Origin of the sequence: Sorangium sp. So ce367 (assembly GCF_051520455.1) — a bacterium.
GTDB classification, from domain to species: Bacteria; Myxococcota_A; Polyangia; order Polyangiales; family Polyangiaceae; genus Sorangium; species Sorangium cellulosum_B.
Genome location: NZ_CP150334.1, coordinates 2,683,949 through 2,704,112, shown reverse-complemented (window position 1 = coordinate 2,704,112; position 20,164 = coordinate 2,683,949). Strand labels below are relative to the sequence as shown.

General features: G+C 70.1%; 16 protein-coding genes. 14 read left to right on the top strand and 2 right to left on the bottom strand.

What is annotated here, in order from left to right; all coding sequences use genetic code 11:
• The first annotated feature begins 236 nt into the window (after positions 1-236).
• Positions 237-1,397 carry a hypothetical protein gene (locus WME97_RS10495; protein WP_437551665.1) on the top strand — a complete coding sequence of 387 codons (1,161 nt, stop codon included), beginning with the start codon at positions 237-239 and terminating at the stop codon, positions 1,395-1,397.
• Between the two features lie 43 nt (positions 1,398-1,440).
• Positions 1,441-2,007 carry a hypothetical protein gene (locus WME97_RS10490; protein ID WP_437551664.1) on the top strand — a complete coding sequence of 189 codons (567 nt, stop codon included), beginning with the start codon at positions 1,441-1,443 and terminating at the stop codon, positions 2,005-2,007.
• Between the two features lie 97 nt (positions 2,008-2,104).
• On the opposite strand, the gene WME97_RS10485 is transcribed toward WME97_RS10490, so the two are convergent.
• On the bottom strand, positions 2,105-4,909 hold the full coding sequence (locus WME97_RS10485; protein WP_437551662.1) for a hypothetical protein: 2,805 nt from the start codon (positions 4,907-4,909) through the stop codon (positions 2,105-2,107).
• A gap of 444 nt (positions 4,910-5,353) precedes the next feature.
• Between WME97_RS10485 and WME97_RS10480 the strand changes: the two genes are divergently transcribed.
• The 3 genes from WME97_RS10480 to WME97_RS10470 all read left to right on the top strand — a co-directional run bounded on the left by WME97_RS10480 (position 5,354) and on the right by WME97_RS10470 (position 10,998).
• Positions 5,354-6,370, top strand: coding sequence for an ABC transporter substrate-binding protein (locus WME97_RS10480; RefSeq protein ID WP_437551660.1), 1,017 nt, complete (start codon positions 5,354-5,356; stop codon positions 6,368-6,370).
• Between the two features lie 56 nt (positions 6,371-6,426).
• On the top strand, positions 6,427-9,246 hold the full coding sequence (locus WME97_RS10475) for an ATP-binding protein (protein WP_437551658.1): 2,820 nt from the start codon (positions 6,427-6,429) through the stop codon (positions 9,244-9,246).
• Positions 9,247-9,312: 66 nt separating this feature from the next.
• Entirely contained in the window at positions 9,313-10,998 is a 1,686-nt protein-coding gene (locus tag WME97_RS10470; RefSeq protein ID WP_437551657.1) for a response regulator, read from the top strand.
• Between the two features lie 3 nt (positions 10,999-11,001).
• On the opposite strand, the gene WME97_RS10465 is transcribed toward WME97_RS10470, so the two are convergent.
• Positions 11,002-12,771 carry a hypothetical protein gene (locus WME97_RS10465; protein WP_437551655.1) on the bottom strand — a complete coding sequence of 590 codons (1,770 nt, stop codon included), beginning with the start codon at positions 12,769-12,771 and terminating at the stop codon, positions 11,002-11,004.
• Positions 12,772-12,982: 211 nt separating this feature from the next.
• Between WME97_RS10465 and WME97_RS10460 the strand changes: the two genes are divergently transcribed.
• The 9 genes from WME97_RS10460 (at position 12,983) to WME97_RS10420 (ending at position 20,047) form a co-directional block, all read left to right on the top strand.
• The gene (locus WME97_RS10460) at positions 12,983-15,271 is read left to right on the top strand and encodes a putative monovalent cation/H+ antiporter subunit A (RefSeq protein WP_437551653.1); all 2,289 of its coding nucleotides are present in this window, start codon (positions 12,983-12,985) and stop codon (positions 15,269-15,271) included.
• A gap of 3 nt (positions 15,272-15,274) precedes the next feature.
• Positions 15,275-15,694 carry a Na+/H+ antiporter subunit B gene (locus tag WME97_RS10455; protein WP_437551651.1) on the top strand — a complete coding sequence of 140 codons (420 nt, stop codon included), beginning with the start codon at positions 15,275-15,277 and terminating at the stop codon, positions 15,692-15,694.
• A complete protein-coding gene (locus WME97_RS10450; protein ID WP_272101619.1) occupies positions 15,691-16,038 on the top strand; it encodes a Na+/H+ antiporter subunit C in 348 nt (115 codons plus the stop codon). Before WME97_RS10455 ends, WME97_RS10450 begins: the two co-directional genes overlap by 4 nt.
• Positions 16,035-17,546: a proton-conducting transporter transmembrane domain-containing protein gene (locus WME97_RS10445; protein ID WP_437551649.1), complete on the top strand. Its 1,512-nt coding sequence runs from the start codon at positions 16,035-16,037 to the stop codon at positions 17,544-17,546. The genes WME97_RS10450 and WME97_RS10445 overlap by 4 nt, the downstream gene beginning before the upstream one ends.
• Positions 17,543-18,016, top strand: a complete 474-nt coding sequence (locus WME97_RS10440) for a Na+/H+ antiporter subunit E (protein ID WP_437551647.1) — start codon at positions 17,543-17,545, stop codon at positions 18,014-18,016. Before WME97_RS10445 ends, WME97_RS10440 begins: the two co-directional genes overlap by 4 nt.
• Entirely contained in the window at positions 18,013-18,279 is a 267-nt protein-coding gene (locus WME97_RS10435) for a monovalent cation/H+ antiporter complex subunit F (protein ID WP_437551645.1), read from the top strand. Before WME97_RS10440 ends, WME97_RS10435 begins: the two co-directional genes overlap by 4 nt.
• A complete protein-coding gene (mnhG, locus tag WME97_RS10430; RefSeq protein ID WP_437551643.1) occupies positions 18,276-18,851 on the top strand; it encodes a monovalent cation/H(+) antiporter subunit G in 576 nt (191 codons plus the stop codon). Before WME97_RS10435 ends, mnhG begins: the two co-directional genes overlap by 4 nt.
• Before the next feature lie 11 nt (positions 18,852-18,862).
• Positions 18,863-19,189 carry a hypothetical protein gene (locus WME97_RS10425; RefSeq protein ID WP_437551641.1) on the top strand — a complete coding sequence of 109 codons (327 nt, stop codon included), beginning with the start codon at positions 18,863-18,865 and terminating at the stop codon, positions 19,187-19,189.
• 219 nt (positions 19,190-19,408) lie between these two features.
• Entirely contained in the window at positions 19,409-20,047 is a 639-nt protein-coding gene (locus WME97_RS10420) for a superoxide dismutase family protein (protein WP_437551639.1), read from the top strand.
• The last annotated feature ends 117 nt before the right edge of the window (positions 20,048-20,164 follow it).

Below are 20,164 nucleotides of genomic sequence, written 5' to 3'. Positions count from 1 at the left end.
CTGACCTCATGGTCGCGATTCCTGGCGGAAGGTCAACCAACCCGCCTTCGTTCTGTCAAGCGCATTCAGCGCGAACACAGGCCTGCAAGATCCGGAGTTTCTCCGATCGCAGCACGGGCGGCCTGCTCCTGAGCGCGGCTCGCCGGACAGCGAACCTACACCGCCCGCCACCGGGTCTTCCGCATTTTTTCCTCGGACGCTCGCGCAGGCGGCGGAGCTGCGGATAGCGTGGAAGGATGAAGAATCCTCTGCAATTTCCCCTGGTGATCGCGCTGTTCCTCGCCGCCTGCGACTCCACGCCGGGCTCCGGCGGCGACGGCGGCGACGGCGGCTCAGGGCCTGACGTGCCCTCGCCGCACCCCGCCGGCGGCGGAACGAGCGATGGCGGCGGCGGCGGCGGAACGAGCGATGGCGGCGGGGGCGGCGGCGACACGTCGCCGTCCGGCACGCTGAGCGAGCGCTACCCGGACGACGTGGGGCTCGCCGGCGACCCGGCCGTGCTCTTCCACGACGACTTCGAGCAGGGCTGGGGGCGCTGGGACGGGCCAACGGCCGACACGCGCTACCTTCATATCGAGACCGACCCGGCCACAGCCAACGCCGGGCAGGCCTACCTCCGCTCGACCGTGACGACCGCCGATCTGGCGGAGGAGACGTACATCTCGTCGTCCACGTGGGTCACCCATGAGCGCGTCGACGCGCTCTACTGGCGCTTCCATGTGCGCTTCCCCGAGCTCGCCCCGAACCCGCACCACTGGGTGCGCATGGCGGCGGGCACCGAGAGCTGGGACAGCAGCGGCCTCGCGAACACGGTGCCGTCCGGAGACGACGGCTTCTGGTTCGACTTCGACACGACGACCGACGACGTCTTCAACTTCTACGCCTACTGGTACAAGATGCGCTCCGGGCGCTGCAACGACGGGACCGCCACCCCTGGCTGCGCCGGCGATCAAGGCACGACGTACTACTACGGGAATGTCTTTCAGCCGCCGGATCAAGCGTCGTTCCCGCGCGACCGATGGTTCTGCGTCGAGATGCACGCTCGCGCCAACACGGTCGGCCAGAGCGACGGCGCGCTCGCGTTCTGGATCGACGGCGTGGCGATCGGCGACTACCGCCCCGGCTACCCCGACGGCACCTGGCTCCGCGCCCAGTTCCACACGGGAGGGTGCGACTTCAGCGCGTGCACCCAGCCCGAGCCGTTCGGTGGCTTCGACTTCCGATCGAGCGATGACGTGCGCTTCAAGAAATTCATGCTCGACGCCTATTACGAGCGCGACTCCGACGCCCGCCGGCGGGCGGAGATGGAAGAGCTCGGCATGACCGTCTCCGACACACACACCATCCTCTACGACGATGTCGTCGTCGCGACCGAGCGCATCGGCTGCCGCCGCTGAAGCACGCTCCGCGCTCGGCCCTCTCCATGGTACCCTCCCGCGCATGGGTACCGCGAACGCCCCCGCCCCCCGACGGCGCTCGGCCCTGCGCCGCGCCGCATGCGCGGCCCTCCTGCTGGCCGGGTGCGGCCCCGCGCCCACGCTGGCCGAGCCGCGCGCGCCGGAGCCGCCGCCCGCCGCCGAGACGGTCTACATCGTCCTCCAGGATCCGCCCCCGGCGGCGGCGATAACGGCGGCCGACGGCTGGGTGCCGGAGGAATTCCCGGGCGACAACCCGTTCGAGCGGACACGGACCTGGATCGGCGATTACGACTGCCCGCAGGGCACGACCGAGATGACGTTCCGGATCCTGGAGGTCAAGGGCGACAGGATCAAGGCCGTGTTCGGCTTTCATCATGCCGAGTCCGGCGCCGCCGGCAAATACCTCATGAGCGGCCGCTACGACGCCGAGACGCGGACGGCATCGTTCTCGCCCGGCGCCTGGATCGAGCGCCCGCCCAACTACGTCACCGTGGGCATGAAGGGCGACCTCGCGTTCGACGGCTCGCTCTTCGCCGGACGCATCGAACACCCCGACTGCGGCGCATTCCGGCTCCGGCCGGCGGGGTAGCGCCGCCCCTCGCGCTGCTCGTCGCCGGGCCACGCCGAGCGCGAGCAGCGCTTCCGTCATGTGGGCAGTCGCGCGAGCGAAGGGCGCGGCGCGACCTTCAGGGCGTGCTCGACGGGTCTGCCGGGTCGCTGCCCTCGTCTTCCTCGTCGCCGTCGCGGAATCCATCGCCGTCGCGATCCAGCCCGATCCGCACCCCCGAGCCCGGCGGCGCGCACGTGTACGTGAGCTCGCCCCGATTGCGCGAGGCCCGGTGCCGCAGCGCCGCGTCGCGGATCGGCGCGTCGCAGAGCCGGTCGCCGACGAACAGGCCCGCGCCGACGTAGAGGAACCCCGCCGCCTCGTGGTCGTGTGATCCCTTGACCACCAGATCACACTCCCCTGCATCAGCCCGCGCGCGGAGCAGATCGATCCTCGGCCCGACCGCGGCCGCGTTGTGGCGGGTGAGCGTCACCTGCTGCCCGACGATCGGCGCCAGGTTGCTGTCGAACGCGAGCAGGAACTGCTCCACCTCGCGCCGCATCACGTCCCCCTCCGGCCCCGGCGGGAACCCGCCCGGGGTGAGCGGCGACTGGTTGAACCCCATGTCGGGGGTCGCCGAGCTCACGAAGCGGAAGAGCGTGGGGACGCCCCCTTCGTTGTTGAAGCCGAAGCCGCGGACCTGGTCGCCCAGGTGCGCGTCGCTGCCCGGGAAGAGCTCGTTGTTCGCCATCCCGAACATGCCGACCTTCTGGTACAGATTGCGGAAGTGCGGCGATTTGAAGGCCTCGGTCTCCAGGTCGAACGTGTACCGGCCATCGCCGCCGAAGAAGCCCGGCGCATCGACGCCGAACTCCTCGTTCGCGTGGCGGTCGAGCACATGGCACGAGACGCAGGTGCCCTCCTCGCTGAAGTCGGACACGTTGTTGAAGAAGAAGCTGCGCCCGGCCTGCTGCGCAGGGGTGAGCGAGTTGTCGAGCGCCCGGTTCGGGTTGGGCGGATAGGTGACCTGCAGGATGAAATCGGCGAACGCCCGCATGTCGGCCTCGGGGATGAGCTCGCTCCTCCCCAGGAGATCCGGGAAGGCGGCCTGGAACTCCAGGAACGCCGTCACCTCGTCGAACGTCCCGCTGTCCGGGTGCGCGCTCGGCTCGTTGTCGCCCCCGGTGCGATCGCCGCGCCAGTGCATGGGCCCGTGGTTCGCCATCCCGCGGAGGCTCTGCGTCGTCATCGGCCCCTTCATCGGGTGATGGGTGTCGGGTATCCCGAAATCGAGGGGGTGTGACTCGAACGGCCCCGGGATGTCGGCGACCACCCCGTCCGGATTGCCGAGATCCCAGGACAGGCTGTCGAAATCGCCGTAGACATGGCAGCTCGCGCACGACGAGTCGCCGTGGCTCGACTCGAACGACGCGTCGTAGAGGAACCGGCGGCCGGCGACCACGCTCGGCGGCTCCGGGTTGTGCATCGGCACGTGCGCGATCTCGGACTTGGTCGTCGTGCTGAGGATCGAGATCGCGTTGTCGAAGCGCGTGATCGTGTAGAGGCGCCGCCGCGCCTCGTCGAGCAAAAGCCCCGTCGGGCCGCCGCCGGGCACCGGGATCTGCCTGGAGGCGCTCGGCACGAAGGTGTCGTTCTCCAGGGCGGCGGTGCTGAACACCCCGATCTTGGACGAGCCTATCGTCGCCACGTACAGCGTCTTGCCGTCGCTCGTGACGGCCATCTGCTGCGGGAGGGCGAGGCTCTTCTGGTTCTCGGCGTTCGGGACCGGGGCGCAGCAGGCGTCATAATCGATGTGTTTGTTGAGGTGCCTCGGCGTGACGCTGCCCGCCGGGCCGAGGACGGTGATCCTGCTCTCGTGCAGGTGACCTCGTACCGTCTGGCCGGCGAAGATCCCGGGCCCCTCGAAGCGCTTCTCGTTCCCCGCCTCGGTGTTCGACACGTATACCTTCCCGCTGACCGGGTTCACCACCATGTTGTAGAGGATGGTGCCGACGCCGCTGTAGAACCCGGCGGCGCCGGGCAGCTGCCTCGGCGGGCTCGCGTTCGCGTCGATGACGAACACGTCCTTGTCGGGCAGCGAGAGCCGGACGGAGCTGTCCCAGACGCGGTTCAGCTCGTCGACCCAGTGGGAACCATTGAACTTCACGATGAGCCCCGTCTCCGGGTGCGGGATCCCCTCCGCGTTGGTGGCCGGCCCCGGCACGCCCCCCGCCGCCTCTCCGCCGTTCGGGATGATGCCCTCGTGGATCGCGGTTGTGCGGTTCCCGGAGTGGAAGGCCGCCGCATACACCTTGCTGCCGTCCGGCGTCACCGCCAGCGCCCTCGGGGTATCGCTGAACAGCGTGACGATCGTGAGGGGCGCGCCGGCGAGCGTCGACCCGAGGCGATCAGCGTCGAAGACCCATACGTCCGCCCGGCCCACGCCGGGCGTCGTGAGCTGGGGATCGAACGGGATGTTCTGTCCGCGGTGCGCCGTCGTGATGAACGCGCGGCGCCTTCCAGGACCTGCGAACACGATATCCCGCGGCTCGTCGCCCACGAGCAGCGTCCGCACGACCCGGCCCGAGCGCGCCCCCTGGGTCAGCTCGACGACGCTCACGCTGTCCGACAGGTGGTTGACGACCCAGACCTCGGAATCGCTCCGCGCCGCCACGGCCACCGGCTCGAGGCCGACGGGGATGGAGGCGCGGTGCTCGATACCCTGATCCTTGACCCGATACACCTCGAGGTGGTTGTCGGGTGTGTTCACGGCGAATAGCAGCTTTCCGTCGGGCGAGAGCGCGAGCGGACGCACATGGCCGCTCTCGAAGAGGGTGAAAGACGACGCCGCCTCGGCGGATCGGCCGGCCGCGAGGGCGACGAGCAGCGCCGACGCCGCGACGAGACGGGAGAGGACATCGCGCACGACAAAGTACGAGGCCATGAGTCACCTCCGATGAGTGGGGTTCTCTTCAACTGATTTCGAATGGCAAGCAGACGATAGGGGCGAAGGGTAAGTTTAAAGGTAGTCGTGGCTGGCTCGCATTGCAATATCGCAATGGTTTTGCTTCAGCAATCGATGCCTTCGGCACACCTGCGCCGAGCTACCTACCGAGGTGTCGCGACGGTGCGAGGCAGTCCAGTCGGGCAGACGGCGCCGGCGACCTCGAGCCGGGCCCCCGGATCGCCGTGATCCGGTCGCAGAGCATCGCGGCGCCGCGGCGGTTCATGGTAGGCTGCGCAACATGCAGGGGGGCCTCGCAGTCGGGCCGTCGTCTCGGCGCCGGGAGCAAGGCGCGCGGCGATCGGTGCGCATTCCGCGCTGTCGCGCCGCCGCGCGGCGCGCGCTGCCCGCACGACACGCCCCGAGAAGGAGCCCCGTGAGACCATGAAGACATCGGCTGCGCGACGCACCATCGGCTGGCTCGCGGTCTCCGCGCTGTCCGTCCTCGCCTCGGCGTGCCAGCCGGATCCCTCGCCCGGCGACCGGGGCGAGGAGGCGCGGCCGCCTCTCCGCTTCAGCCACGGCTACTGGCTCGGGTACTTCCCGCTGTCGATCGCCGAGGAGAAGGGCTTCTTCGACCAGCAGGGCGTCGACGTGGAGCTCGTCTTCAACCCGGATCTCTACGGCATGATCTCCGATTTCACCGCGGGCAAGGTCGACGGCTTGCCGTGGACCATGGAGGTCGTCGTGCGCATCCTCGCGAGAGAGCCCGATGCGCGGGTCGTCCTCTACTCCGGCCAGACGGCGGGCGCCGACGTCATCATGGCGCGGCCGGAGATCCAGACGATCTCCGATCTCAAGGGGAAGAAGATCGCGGCCAAGACCGGCGCCATGGGCGAGATGCTGGTCAGCGAGATGCTGGAGAGGAACGGGCTCGCCATCGACGACGTGACGCTGGTCAACGTGGGCGAGACGGACGTCGCCCAGTTCCTGGCGAACAATACGATCCAGGCTGGGCACACCTGGGAGCCCTATGTCACGCAGGCGGCGAAGTCCGGCGCCAAGGCGATCTTCTCGAGCAAGGAGACGCCCGCGCTGTTCGCCGATTTCACGCTCTTCCGCAGCACGGTGCTGCGCGACCGCCCGGACGACGTCCGCGCCTTCATCCGGGCGTGGTTCCAGGCCGTCGAGTTCTGGAAGGCCCACCCGCAGGAGGGCAACGAGATCATCGCGAAGGCGCTCAAGATCCCGGCCTCGGACATCAGCACGGACGGATACGAGCTCTTCTCGCTGGAGGAGGTCCGGCGGCGGTTCGCCCCGAACAACGACCCCACGTCGCTGGCCCCGCTCGTCAACAAGCACATCGACTTTCTCGTCCAGGACGGGCAGCTGGGGCGCCGCCCGGACCTCGACAACATCTTCGATTCGTCCTTCCTGCCGCCCGCCACGAGCCGCGAGTGACCGCCGCGGCCCGCGGAGCGCCTGGAGAGCATCGCCACGGAGGTTCGAAGAACGCCATGAGTCGCGCAATGCAGCAGCAGGCCCCGCTCATCACCCTCCGCATGAAGCTGATCGTGGCGCTCTTGACGGTCGCGCTCGCGCCGCTCTCGATCCTCACGCTCCTGAACAAGCGGACGAACGAAATGGTGTTGACCGAGAGCGCCAACCAGGCGCTCGCCGCGGCCGCGTCGCAGGCCGCGACCAGCGTCGACGACTTCATCGAGAGCAACCTGGACGCGGTCCGCGTCGAGGCCCGCCTGCCCGGGTTGACCAGCTACCTGAGCCTCGACGACGAGGCCCGGAGGAGCGGGAATGAGGCGCACGCGTTCGCGTCGAGGACGCTGCACGGCCTCATCCGGAAGGACACGATCAACATCCTTTCCTATGCGCTGCTCGACGAGCGCGGGCACAACGTCCTCGACACGGTGCAGACGCCCGCGGAGAGGGACGAATCGAGGAGGGACTACTTCGTCCGCGCGATGGAGACGGGCCTGCCGTACGCGTCGTCGGTCGTGTTCGCCGGCGAGGTGCCCCAGCTCGTCTTCAGCAGCCCCGTCCGCGACGCGCTGAACAAGAAGAAGACGATCGGCGTGCTCCGGTGCACCTACAACCTGTCGGCCGTCCAGCGGATCATCCTCTCGCAGACGCGCCTGCTGGAGGCGTCGGACGCGTTCGCGATCCTCCTCGACGAGCACCACGTCCGCCTGGCGCACGGCCGCTCACCGGAGCTCGTGTTCAAGTCGCTGGTGCCGCTCGCCCCGGAGCTCGAAGGCCGGCTCAAGGCGGAGCGGCGGCTGCCGGACAGGCCGGCCGCGGAGCTGTCGACCGACGTGCAGGCCTTCGACGAGGGGCTGCGCCGGTTCGAGCGCGAGCAGGACCCGACCTCGACGGCGAGCCGCTTCCTGCAGGCCCGCATGGCCGCGCGGGACGCCCCCATGAGCGCGGTGGCCCTCGCGCGCGTGAGCGCCTTCGACGGCATGAAGAAGCCGCCGTGGACCGTGGCGTTCGTGCGGCCGGAGGCGGCGTTCCTCGAGCCCATCGAGGAGAAGACGACGCGCGACGCGCTGCTGCTCGCCTCGCTGATCGCCGCGATCGTCACGGCGGTCGCCGTCCTGATGGCGCAGGTCCTGACGAGGCCGATCACCCGCCTCGCCCAGGCGGCGTCGCAGCTGGCGAGCGGGAAGCTCGACACCGCGGTCGAGGTGCGATCCCACGACGAGATGGGCACGCTGGCGGAGTCGTTCAACCAGATGGCGCGCCAGATCCAGGGGTCGTTCGAGGAGCTCGAGCACCGCGTCGAGCAGCGCACGGCCGAGCTGAAGGAGGCGAAGGTCGCCGCGGACGCCGCCAACAAGGCGAAGAGCGACTTCCTCGCCAACATGAGCCACGAGCTCAGGACGCCGCTCAACGGCATCCTCGGCTACGCGCAGATCCTCCGGCGCTCGCGGGGGCTGAGCGAGCAGGACCTGCGCGGGATCGACGTCATCCATCGCTCCGGCGCCCACCTGCTCACGCTGATCAACGACGTCCTCGATCTGGCGAAGATCGAGGCGCAGGCGATGGAGGCCCACGCGAACGATTTCCACCTCCCCTCGTTCCTGCGCTCGACGGCCGAGATCTGCCGCATCCGCGCCGAGGAGAAGGGCATCGCGCTCGTGTATACGCCCGATCCCGAGCTCCCCGCCGACGTGGTCGCCGACGAGCGGCGGCTGCGGCAGGTGCTGATCAACCTGCTCGGCAACGCCGTGAAGTTCACCGAGAAGGGCAGCGTCTCCTTCACGATCAAGCGGCTGGGCGACGGGCCGCGCCCGCCGCACGGCTCCGCGCCGGACTCCGCCGCGATCCAGAGCGCGCCGCGCAGGACGCACCGGGTGCGCTTCGAGATCGAGGACACCGGGACGGGCATCAGCCCGGATCAGCTCGACCAGATCTTCCTCCCGTTCAAGCAGGCCAGCGACGGCAAGCGCCGCGTCGACGGGACGGGGCTCGGGCTCGCGATCAGCCAGCGCATCATGAAGCTGCTCGGCAGCTCCATCGAGGTGAGGAGCGAGCCCGGCAAGGGGAGCGTGTTCTGGATGGACGTGATACTCGCCGAGTCGCCCCGGCGAACCCAGCCCACGGCGCTCCGGCCCGCCTCGGCGGTCGTCGATTACGAGGGCAGGCGGCGGCGGGTGCTCGTCGTCGACGACCAGCCCGAGAACCGCGCGGTGCTCGTGAACATGCTGCAGTCCGTCGGGTTCGAGACGTCCGAGGCCACGGACGGCAAGGAGGGCCTCGCGGCGGCGTCGGAGCGCGAGTTCGACCTGGTGATCACGGACCTCGCGATGCCGGAGCTCGACGGCTGGGAGATGATCCAGCTGCTCCGGAAGGCGCCGGATCGAGCAGGATTGAAGATCTTCGCGTCGTCCGCGAGCGTCTTCCTCTCCGATCAGGACAAGAGCCTGGCCGCGGGCGCCGACGATTTCCTCCCGAAGCCGCTGCAGCTGGAGGAGCTCTTCGACAAGATCCAGCGGCACCTCGGGCTCTCGTGGATCTACGAGCAGCAGGGCGATCCTGGCGCAATGGGCGAGGCCCCCGCCGTCGCCCACCGCGACCCGAGCTCACCCGCGCTCCCCGGCGGCGCAGATCTCCCGATGACCGCCCCCGCCGCCGAGGATCTGCGGCTGCTCTTCGATCTCGCGCACAGGGGGCTCTCCCACCAGCTCCAGAAGCACCTCGACAGGCTCGATCGCGCCGATCCGAAGCTCGCGCCGTTTTGCAGGCACCTGCGCCGCCTGATGCAGGATTTCAAGATGGAAGCCGTTGAAGATTTCATCAAGATGCACCTGAGCGATTGACGTTGCTTGGACGGCGTGCGCCTTGATCGTGGCAATGGGAGCGCGCGCTTCCTGGAGGCTAGAACGATGGATGCCAGTGAAGCCGGAACGATACTCATCGTGGACGACAACCCGAGGAACCTCGGTCTCTTGTCCGATACCCTGACAGGCTCAGGCTTCGAGGTCGCGGTGGCGGTGGACGGCGCGCGCGCCCTCCGGCTCGCCAGGGAGGGGATGCCGGATCTCATCCTGCTCGACGTGAAGATGGATGGGATGGATGGGTTCGAGACGTGCCGCCGGCTGAAGGGAGACCCGGCCACGGCCGCGATCCCCGTCATCTTCATGACGGCGAGCACGGACCTGTCCGCGGACCGGGTGAAGGGCCTGAACCTGGGCGCCGTCGATTACCTCGCCAAGCCATTCCTGGACGAGGAGCTGCTCGCGCGCGTCCGGGTGCACACAAAGCTCAGGAAGCTGACGATGCGCCTCGCCGCGCAGGTGGAGGAGCGGATCGCGGCGGAGGCGGCCTTGCAGCGGCTCACGCAGGAGCTGGAGAGGCGCGTGGGAGAGCGCACGGTGGCGCTGGAGCGCGCGCTCGAGGGGCTCACACAGGCGCAGGCGCAGATGGCGACGGTCATCCGCGCGGCGCAGGCGGTCTCGGGCGAGATCGTCCTCGACGACGTGCTCGACCGGCTGATGCGGCTCACGCTGGAGCACGCCGGCGCGCGGAAGTGCGTCCTCGTCCTCTCGCGCGAGTCCGGGCTGGTGATCGAGGCGTCGATCACGAGCGATCCGGACACGGTGGTGCTCGGGCTCTCGACGCCGGTGGGCCCGGGCGCCGATCTCGCGGTGTCGCTCGTGGAGGAGGTCGCGAGCAGCCGTCAATCGGTCTTCGTCTGGGACACGAGCCGCGACGCTCGCCCGGAGGACGCGCGGTACCTCGCCGGGAAGGGGCCGAGGTCGATCCTCTGCCTGGCCATGATGTGCCAGGGCGAGCTGATCGGCGTCCTCTACATCGAGGGCGACGCGGCGCCCGAGCCGCTGCTCGCGACGCAGCTGGAGACGCTCGGGCTCCTGGCCTCCCAGGCGGCGGTGGCCGTGAAGAACGCCCTGCTGTACGGGCACCTGGCGGACATGACGTCCGAGCTCCGCCGCTCGAACGAGCGCCTGGAGACCGAGGTGGCGCGCCAGACGGAGGAGCTCCGCCAGACGAACGAGCGTTTGCAGCGGGAGCTCGTCGAGCGCGCCCGGGCCGAGGAGGAGCGCGCGCGGGCCGAGGAGGAGCGCGCCGCGCTGCAGGCGGAGGTCATCGACGCGCAGAGCGCCCGGCTCGCCGAGCTCTCGACGCCGCTCATCCCGATCACCGATCATATCATGGTGATGCCGCTCATCGGGACGATCGACTCCGCGCGAGCGGAGCAGGCGCTCGAGGCGGCGCTGAACGGCGTCCAGACGAACCGGGCGAAGGTCGTCATCATCGACGTCACCGGCGTGACGGTGCTCGACTCGGCGGTCGCGAGCACGCTGATGAGCACGGCGACGGCGCTGCGGCTGCTCGGGTCGAAGACGGTGATCACCGGCATCCGCGCCGAGCTGGCGCAGACGCTCATCGATCTGGGCGTCGATCTCGGCGCCGTGGTGACCAAGGGGACGCTCCAGAGCGGCATCGGCTATGCGCTCCGGCAGGCCGGCGACGGCGTTGCGGGCCTGCACGTCAACGGCAACAACGCCCGCAACGGCGGCGCGGCCGGGCGCAGGAACGGCCATTATTGACGATTAACGACCGGCAGATCGCTGCCCTCCGCTCGCCGCGCCGGCGAGCGCCGCCCGGTACCCCAGGTAGCGCCCGAACGCGCGCATCGCCTGGTTCCAGTGCTTGGGCTCCTTCACCAGCATCTCCTTCACGCCGACGTCGGCCAGCGCGTCGCCCACCTCGATCCACCGCGGCTCGCGCGTCAGCGCGTAGGCGGCGCCGAACACGGGCACGATCAGCAGGTTGAGGTCGGCGGTCCCGCTGTCGTCGTACGCGTCGGTCTCGCAGCCCCACAGGTACCGGAACGCGCGCCCGTCCGAGGTGATGGCGCGCTCGGCGAGCCAGCCTGCCGCGCGCGCGACCACCTCGCGGACGCGCGGGTCGCCGGTGAGCGCGTGGTAGTCCATGAGCGCGTCGACGAGCAGCGCGGTCATGAACGGCGAGCCGCCGCGCGGGCCGCGCTCGCACTCCGACGGGTCGGCGCGGGTCAGGTCGTGCTCGAACGCGCCCGACGCGCCCTGCCGCTGCCACGCGACCGTGCGGTCCGCGAGCCCGCGCAGCGTCGACAGGAGCTCGGGCCGCGGGTCGAGCGCGTAGTAGCTCGACAGGGTCATCATCACCCAGGCCATGTTGCGCTCGGTCACGCGCAGCACGTCTTCCCTTCCGCCCGTGAGCGCGGCCTGGTTCTGCCGGAGGGCCTCGCCCATGGCGAGGACCGCCTCCCTGGCCGCCGGGTCGCCGGTGAGCAGGTAGTCGTCGACCATCCCCTGGCCGAGCATGCGCCGGAGGACTGGCCAGGAGAGGGGCGCCGCCGGGCTCCAGTCGTCGCGCTCGCAGACGTGGACCGCGAGGCGGCGATCGGGCGAGAACCTGAGCTCGTGCTGCCGGTACCAGACGGCCTCGGCGCGCGCGCGCCGGTAGCGCGCGGCGTCGCCGTTGCGGAGGAAGCGCTGGTAGAGCGCGTGCGGACCGTCGTAGTACGTGCGGTACGGGGCCGAGCAGGTGACGCCGTACGCGTCGTAGGCGGGCGTCATGCGGGCGAGCGCGCCCTCGATGCGGGCCTCGAACCCGGGGAAGCGGCGATCGTCCATGGCCGGCAGCTGCGGCCCGGACACCAGGCTCGCCGCGTACCACGACGGCGGCAGCACCGCCGCGATCGGCCCGTCCGGGTTCGGCAGGAGCGCCTCGTCGAGCACGGCCGCCGGAGGGACCTGGAAGGGCTGCGGGACCTGGGCGAGCCCGGGGGCCGGGGCGGCCGGGAGGGCTGGGCGGTCGGCGCGCTGCGAAGGTGATGATGGCGAAGGGGCGCCGAAATCCAGCGTGTAGATCGCTCGTTCTCCGGGCGCGAGCGCGGCGCCGAAGACGAGGAGCGCGCTGCGGATCGAGCGGTCCCTGGGCCAGACGGCGAGCGGCTTCGCGCGGAGCGGGACCGCCGCGCCGCGCGCGTCGCGCAGGCGGATGAACCGGACGTCGCGCAGCGCGCCCGGCGCGAACGGCACGGCCGCCGACACGACGGCTTCCCGCGCCGGCAGCGCCGCTCCCGGCGGGCGCTTCGCGGGCGCGGGCGCGCTCGGCGCGGCGTCGGCGACGAGCAGCAGCGGGACCGATTCCGCGGGCGGCGGCGCCGGCAGCGCAGGCGCGCCGTGCGCCTCCAGGACGGCCCGCACGCGCGGCTCCACCCGGCGGGCGGCGGGCGCCCGGCCGCAGCTCGACAGGAGGAGCGGCGCTGCGAGGAGCAGCGCCGCGAGCGGGCGGCAGGCGGCGGGCCTCGCCTTGGCGCGCTGCGCATCCATGCCGCATCCGATGCTCCGCGCCCGCCGCGCATCGCGGCAGCGCCATCGAGCGCGCGGCCGCGACGAGGCGAGCAGCTCGGCACGGCGCGCTCGCCCGATCGCGCTCGCCGGCGCCGCGGGAACGAGGGCAAACAGCGCGTCGAGCCCGCTCGGCAGGCCATGGGCCCGAACGCCTCGGCCCCTCGCCGGCATCGAAGGGGGACCTGCCGCGATGCTGTGGGCTGTCCTGAGCGTGTTCGTCGGAGCGCTGCTGGCGCCGGCCCTCTACCGCGGGCTCGGGCGCCCGGCCGGCTGGCTCTTCGCGGCGCTCCCGCTCGCGGTGCTCGTGTTCGCCGCGCAGCTCGTCCCGAGAACCTTCGCCGAGGGGGAGGCCCATCACGCGTCGCTGCCGTGGATCCCGTCGCTCGGCGTGGAGCTCGCGGTGAGGCTGGATGGGCTCTCGCTCGTGTTCCTCGGGCTCATCTGCGGCATCGGCGCGCTGATCTTCGTGTACGCGAGCGAATACCTGCGCTCGCACCCGCGGCTCGGGCGGTTTTACGCCTACCTGCTCCTGTTCACGGGATCCATGGCGGGCCTCGTGCTCGCCGACGACGTCATTCTCCTCTTCGTGTGCTGGGAGCTCACGAGCGTGAGCTCGTATCTGCTCATCGGGTGGGACCACGAGCGGCCGGAGGCGCGCAAAGCGGCCTTGACGGCGCTCCTCGTGACGGGCGGCGGCGGGCTCGCCATGCTCGCGGGCCTCGTCCTCCTCGTCGTGGTCACGGGAGAGACGCAGATCTCGCGGTTCTCGGGCGGCGTCGTCCGCGAAGCCCCCCTCTACCTGCCGATCCTGCTCCTCGTCCTCGCGGGGGCTTTCACGAAGTCAGCGCAGGTGCCCTTTCATTTCTGGCTCCCTCGGGCGATGGAGGCGCCCACGCCGGTCAGCGCCTACCTGCATTCGGCCACGATGGTGAAGGCCGGCGTCTATCTGCTCGCGCGCCTGCATCCAACGCTGGGCGCGACGCGACAATGGTACCTCGTCGTGACGGGCTTCGGCGCCGCCACGATGGTGGCGGGCGCGGCGCTCGCGGTCACGCAGAAGGACCTCAAGCGGATCCTCGCCTATTCGACCGTGAGCGTGCTCGGCCTGCTCACGATGCTCCTCGGCATCGGGACCCGGGCGGCCGTCTCCGCGGCCGTGGTCTATCTGGTCGCGCATTCGCTGTACAAGGGCGCGCTCTTCATGACCGCGGGGACCCTGGACCACGAGACCGGGACCCGCGACGTCACCCGCTTGCGGGGCCTCGCGCGGCTCATGCCGATCACCGCGACGGCGGCCGTGCTGGCGGCGATCTCGAGCGCTGGGGCGCCGCCCCTCCTCGGTTTCCTGGCGAAAGAGCTCTTCTACGAGGCCGTCCTCGGGCCGCCCTCGATGACGGCGGTCCTCGCCGGGGCCGCGGTCCTGTCGAGCGCCCTCCTGGTCGTGGTGAGCCTGGTCGTCGGCCATCGCCCCTTCTTCGGGGGTCCTCCGGCGGCGCCCGCGCTCCCCCACGAAGCGCCGCTGTCCTTGTGGCTCGGGCCTGCCACGCTCGCGGCGGCGAGCCTCGTCCTCGGGGTGGCGCCGGCGCTCCTCGGCGACCTCCCGAGCGCGGCGGCGACAGCGATCCTCGGCCGGCCCGCGCCGCTCGAATTGCACCTGTGGCACGGCCTGACCCCCGTGCTCGGGCTCAGCGTCGCGACCCTCCTCGCCGGCCTCGGGCTCTTCCGTGCTCTCTCCGGCCGCGAAGGGCGCCTCCTCGACGCCGCCGCGCGCCTCGGGGCCTGGGGCCCCGCGCGCGTGTACGACGCTGCCTTCGCGGGGCTCCTCCGGTTCGCGGAGTGGCTGACAGCGCGGCTCCAGACGGGGCATTTGCGCCGTTATCTGCTCATCACGGCCCTGACGACGGTCGTGCTCGTCGGGACGCCTCTGCTCCGGAGCCTCCCTTTCACCATCCCGTCGCTCACGGTGGAGCTCCCGGAGCTCGTGCTCGCGGGCGTGATCCTCGCGTCCGCGGCCATGGCGACGCGCACGCTATCGCGCCTCGCCGTCGTCGCCGCGCTCGGCGCGATCGGCCTCTGCGTCATGCTCGTCTACGTGATCTTCAGCGCGCTCGATCTCGCGCTGACGCAGATCATGGTCGAGGTGCTGACGGTCGTCATCTTCGTCCTCGTCCTGCACCACCTGCCGCGCTTCGTGCCCCGATCCCCCGCGCGCGTGTGGATCCCGGACGCGATCGTCTCCGTGATCTTCGGGGCCACGGTGACCCTGTTGATCCTCATGTCGTCGACGCTCTCCCCGGAGCCGATCCTGCGCGAGTTCTTCGTGGCGAAGGGATACCCGGAGGCCCACGGCCGGGACATCGTCAACGTGATCCTCGTGGATTTCCGGGCGATGGACACGCTGGGGGAGTCCACCGTCCTCTGCGTGGCCGGGATCGGGGTCTATGCCCTGCTCGCGACCCGCACGCGGAAGGGGGCCTGAGCCATGCCCTCCGTCATCCTGCGCGCCGCCACGCCGGTCCTGATGGTGCTCCTCATCATCGTCTCGATCTACGCGCTCCTCCGCGGTCACAACGAGCCCGGGGGCGGGTTCCTCGGCGGGCTCATCATCGCAGCGGCGTTCTCGCTCCACATCCTCGCTCACGACGTCCCCTCGACGCGGAAGCTGCTCCGCGTCGCGCCTCAGACGCTCATGGGGCTCGGGCTCTCGACGAGCCTGCTCTCGGGCGCCATCGGGCTCGTGGCCGGCGGATCCTTCCTGCAAGGCGTATGGGCGACCGTCCCCGTGCCGGGGCTCGGCGACGTCGCGGTGGGGACGCCGGTGCTGTTCGACGTCGGCGTGTATGCCGCCGTGATGGGCATGGTGCTCATGATCCTCCTTATGGCGGCGGAGATGAGCTCATGACGGTCCTCCTCGCGATCGTCGTCGGCGGGCTCTATGCGTCGGGGCTGTTCCTCATGCTCCGGCGCAGCATCGTGAAGCTCGCCTTCGGCCTCGTGCTGCTCGGGCACGGGACGAACCTCCTCATTCTCACGGCGGCCGGCGTCGTCCGCGGCCGTCCCCCGCTGATCCCCAAGGGCGAGGGGGCCTTCCACGCGCCGCCGGCCGATCCCGTGGCCCAGGCGCTGATCTTGACGGCGATCGTCATCAGCTTCGCGGTCGTCGCGTTCGCCGTCGTCCTCCTGCATCGCGTTCATCGGACGATGGGCAGCGACGACATCGACTCTCTCGAATCGACCCGCCCATGAAGGTGCTCCTCGTCCTGCCCGTCCTCGTCCCCCTGGCCACGGCGTCCCTCTCGCTCCTCTCCTTCCGGCGCGTGGGGAGGCAGCGCGCGCTCGGGCTCGTCGGGAGTGTCCTTCAGCTCACCGTCGGGTTCGCCTTGCTCCGCGCCGTGCACCGGGGAGGCATTCAATCGACCCAGCTCGGGGGCTGGCCCGCGCCGTACGGCATCACCTTCGTGGCCGACCTCTTCTCCGCGCTGATGGTCCTGCTCTCGGGCGTCATCGCGGTCGTCACGTCGATCTACTCCCTGTCGGACATCGACCGCGGACGGCGGGCGCACGGGTTCTACCCGCTCATGCACGTGCTCCTCATGGGGACGAACGGGGTCTTCGTCACAGGCGACCTCTTCAATCTGTACGTCTGGTTCGAGGTGACGCTGATCGCGTCCTTCGTCCTCCTGGTGCTCGGCAACGAGCGGCCGCAGATGCAGGGCGCGATCAAGTACGTCGCGATGAACCTGATCTCGAGCGCCCTGTTCCTCACCGGCCTCGGCATCCTCTACGGATCCGTGCACGCCCTCAACATGGCCGATCTCTCGCTCAAGCTGCCGAGCCTCGCGCCGCCGATCCGGTTCACCCTCGCGATGATCTTCCTCGTCGCGTTCGGCATCAAGGCCGCTGTCTTCCCCCTCTTCTTCTGGCTGCCGGACTCGTATCACACGCCCCCCGTGACGGTCACCGCGCTGTTCGCGGGGCTCTTGACGAAGGTGGGTGTCTACGCCCTCGTGCGCAGCTTCACCCTTCTCTTCGTGGGCGACAGGGAGGCCACGCACGCGCTCCTCCTCGGGATCGCGGCCTTCACCATGGCCGTCGGCGTGCTCGGCGCGGTGTCCCACCGGGAGGTCCGGCGCATCCTCGCGTTTCACAGCGTGAGCCAGGTCGGCTACATGGTCATGGGCCTCGGCCTGTTCACGCTGTCGTCCCTCTCGGGGGCGATCTTCTTCGTCCTGCACCACGCCATCATCAAGTCGAACCTCTTTCTCATCAGCGGGATCATGCGATCCGGCGGGAAAGACGCTTCCCTCGACCTTCAGGGCGGGCTCCTCGCGCGGAGCCCCGGGCTCTCCGCCTGCTTCCTCGTCACGGCCCTCTCCCTCGCCGGCATACCGCCCCTGTCGGGGTTCTGGGCCAAGCTCATCCTGGTGCGGTCGGGGCTCGAGGTCGGCTCGCGGGGGGCCGCGGCCGTCGTCGCCACGAGCCTCGCCGTCGGCCTCGTCACCCTCATCTCGATGACGAAGATATGGAATGAGGCCTTCTGGAAGCCCGCGCCCGCCGAGGCCGACCTCGCGCCGCGCGAGAGCGGGGCGCGGCGCCGCGCGCTCCTGTACGTGCCGGTCGTCCTCCTGACCGCGCTGGGCGTCACGCTCGGAATGGCGCCCGAGCCGCTCCTCGCCGTCGTCCGGCGGGCCGCCGCGCAGCTCGCCGATCCGACCGACTACGTGCGCGCCGTGCTGGGGGAGGGTCGCCCATGAGAGCCCTCGTCCTCAATCTGTTCCTGGCGATCGTCTGGGTGGGCCTGACCGGCCGCGCCACCGCAGGGGGCCTCGTCTTCGGCTTCCTCCTCGGGTACCTCTTGCTCCTCTGGCTCCGGCGCCTGCTCGGCCCCACGACCTATTTCGAGAAGCTGCCAGGGGTGCTGTCGTTCATGCTCTTCTTTGCGAAAGAGATGGTGCGGGCGAACCTCAGGGTCGCCCGCGACGTCATTTCGATCAGGCGAAAGAGCCGCCCCGGCATCGTCGCGGTCCCCCTGGATCTGACGACCGATCTCGAGATCACCGTGCTGACGATCCTCCTCGCCCTGACGCCAGGCACCTTTGGCCTCGACGTCTCGGGCGACCGCACGGTCCTCTTCGTCCATGCGATGTTCGTGGACAGCGCCGACGCGCTGCGCGCGACCATCAAGAGCGACCTCGAGCGCCGCGTGAAGGAGCTCTTCCGATGACCCCGCTCCTGCTCGTCGCGATCGCCGTCGTCACGGTGGCGTTCGTCGTCGCGTTCATCCGCCTCCTGCTCGGGCCGAGCCTCCCCGACCGCGTTGTCGCCATGGACCTCATGGCGACGGTCGGCAGCGGGGGCATCGCCCTTTACGCGATGGTGACCGATCACGGCGTCCTCCTCGATGCGGTCATGGTGCTGTCGCTCATCTTCTTCCTAGGCACCATCGCGTTCGCGTACTACCTCGAGCGGCAGGGGGAGACGTCGTGATTCTCGAGTTCGTCGAGGGCGCGCTCCTCATCGTCGGATGCATCTTCATGCTGCTCGCGGCCGTGGGCATCCTGCGCATGCCGGACCTGTTCACGCGCCTCCAGGTGACATCGAAGGCCTCGGTGTTCGGGATGACGTGCATCATCTCGGCCTCCGCCCTTCATTTCTACGACCCGGCCGTCACGACCCGGGCCATCGTCATCATCGCATTCGTTGCGCTGACGATGCCCGTGGCGACGCACTTGCTCGCTCGCGCCGGCTACACGACGAGCACGCCCCTCTCGCCGGAGACCGTGGTGAACGAGCTCGCGGCGCATTACGATCCGGCGACCCACACCCTCGCCGGCACGGAGCCGAGGACCCGCACGTTCGAGCTCGCGCCCGGGGCCGCCGTCGTCGGCAAGCGTATCGCCGAGCTCGGCCTCCCTGCCGGCGTGCTCATTCGCGCCGTTCACCGGGAGGGCGGGACGGTCGTGCCTCGAGGCCAGACGATCCTCGAGCCCGGCGACAGGCTCGACGTGCTCGTGGAGCCGGCGGAGCTCGGCCGCGTGCGCGAGATCTTCGAGGCCTAGCTCGATCCCTGATGAACCGGCTCCGTATCCTCACGCTCAATCTCTGGAACCGCAAGGGCCCCTGGGACGCGCGCCTCTCGCTCATCCGCGAGGGCATCCGCGCCTGGAACCCAGATGGTATCGGGCTTGAGGAGGCGCTCCTCGAGAACCATCTCACGCAGGCGGACGAGATCCGCGAGGGCCTCGGGAGCTGGGATCTCGAGCTCGCCGATCGCATCCGTGCAGGCTGGCCAGACGGCCCTCCCTGGAACCAGGACTTTCTCGCTTGGCTCGGTCGAGACTACGATCGTCTCGCTGCCAGGACAGCCTCCTCCACGCGAGCGCTCAGGGCTGGATAGCCCCCACCGCGCGCGCCGGAGCGCCGAAGCAGGGCAGCGGGGCCACATCTTTCTACGATCAACGGAATTTCGTCGCCGGATAGGCGACCGATGCATGATTTTTGTGACGGAACTGCTTGGACGCTCGCCGTGTTTGGACATACTCGTGCCCTCGATGGCTTGATCGCGTCCGGGGGGCAACTGCCTGCCTGTTCGGGTCACGCCGAGAAAAGGAGACTTATGTCACGGTGGTTGAAGCTCTCGTTGCTCGCCCTTGGGGCCAGCACTCTCTTGGCCGCGTGCGGGGATGACGGGGAATCGCCCGCTGGCACCAGCAGCACGTCGTCCACGGCCGGCTCGGGCGGGGGCGACGCCTCGACGAGCACATCCGCGTCGGGGAGCGGCGGCGGTGACGGCGGAAACGGCGGCGGTGACGGCGGAAACGGCGGAAACGGCGGCGGTGACGGCGGAAACGGCGGCGGCGCGTCCCTGCGGGCCGAGGCGGAGATCCAGGGGCTGAACTCGAGCGGCCTGACCGGGACCGCGGCTTTCGCGCAGACCGGAGAGGAGGTGACGCTCACCATCACGCTGTCAGGCTGCCCTGAAGGCGAGCACTCCGCTCACATCCACGAGAACAAGAGCTGCGGCAGCAACGGTAATGATGCGGGCGCCCACTGGGTGCCCAACGGCGAAGGACTCGGCAGCTTCACGTGCGATGCCAGCGGCAAGGGCACGCACACGGTCAAGCGCGAGACCGACGTCTGGACCGTCGGCGACGACGCGGACACCGACGTGACGAAGTACGCGATCGTCGTGCACGCCGCGGCAGACCCCGACGCGGGCGGCCGCATCGGCTGCGGCCTCATCGAGCAGGAGTAACCCTCCGCGGAGCTCGTCCGTCCGGGCCTCCGGGGGGCGTATCGGCCCCCCGGCTACCATCCCGCGGCGGGTGGCCAGCTAGCGAGACTCGGAAACTTTCTTCGAAGGCATCACTGC

What these genes read in the sequence shown, in the direction of transcription:
- WME97_RS10475 (WP_437551658.1), top strand. Translation starts at nt 6,427, where the DNA reads ATGAGTCGCGCAATGCAGCAGCAGGCCCCGCTCATCACCCTCCGCATG.
- WME97_RS10425 (WP_437551641.1), top strand. Translation starts at nt 18,863, where the DNA reads ATGAACCGGCTCCGTATCCTCACGCTCAATCTCTGGAACCGCAAGGGC.
- WME97_RS10480 (WP_437551660.1), top strand. Translation starts at nt 5,354, where the DNA reads ATGAAGACATCGGCTGCGCGACGCACCATCGGCTGGCTCGCGGTCTCC.
- WME97_RS10470 (WP_437551657.1), top strand. Translation starts at nt 9,313, where the DNA reads ATGGATGCCAGTGAAGCCGGAACGATACTCATCGTGGACGACAACCCG.
- WME97_RS10465 (WP_437551655.1), bottom strand. Translation starts at nt 12,771, where the DNA reads ATGGATGCGCAGCGCGCCAAGGCGAGGCCCGCCGCCTGCCGCCCGCTC.
- WME97_RS10455 (WP_437551651.1), top strand. Translation starts at nt 15,275, where the DNA reads ATGCCCTCCGTCATCCTGCGCGCCGCCACGCCGGTCCTGATGGTGCTC.
- WME97_RS10485 (WP_437551662.1), bottom strand. Translation starts at nt 4,909, where the DNA reads ATGGCCTCGTACTTTGTCGTGCGCGATGTCCTCTCCCGTCTCGTCGCG.
- WME97_RS10440 (WP_437551647.1), top strand. Translation starts at nt 17,543, where the DNA reads ATGAGAGCCCTCGTCCTCAATCTGTTCCTGGCGATCGTCTGGGTGGGC.
- WME97_RS10490 (WP_437551664.1), top strand. Translation starts at nt 1,441, where the DNA reads ATGGGTACCGCGAACGCCCCCGCCCCCCGACGGCGCTCGGCCCTGCGC.
- WME97_RS10435 (WP_437551645.1), top strand. Translation starts at nt 18,013, where the DNA reads ATGACCCCGCTCCTGCTCGTCGCGATCGCCGTCGTCACGGTGGCGTTC.
- WME97_RS10445 (WP_437551649.1), top strand. Translation starts at nt 16,035, where the DNA reads ATGAAGGTGCTCCTCGTCCTGCCCGTCCTCGTCCCCCTGGCCACGGCG.
- WME97_RS10460 (WP_437551653.1), top strand. Translation starts at nt 12,983, where the DNA reads ATGCTGTGGGCTGTCCTGAGCGTGTTCGTCGGAGCGCTGCTGGCGCCG.
- WME97_RS10450 (WP_272101619.1), top strand. Translation starts at nt 15,691, where the DNA reads ATGACGGTCCTCCTCGCGATCGTCGTCGGCGGGCTCTATGCGTCGGGG.
- WME97_RS10495 (WP_437551665.1), top strand. Translation starts at nt 237, where the DNA reads ATGAAGAATCCTCTGCAATTTCCCCTGGTGATCGCGCTGTTCCTCGCC.
- WME97_RS10420 (WP_437551639.1), top strand. Translation starts at nt 19,409, where the DNA reads ATGTCACGGTGGTTGAAGCTCTCGTTGCTCGCCCTTGGGGCCAGCACT.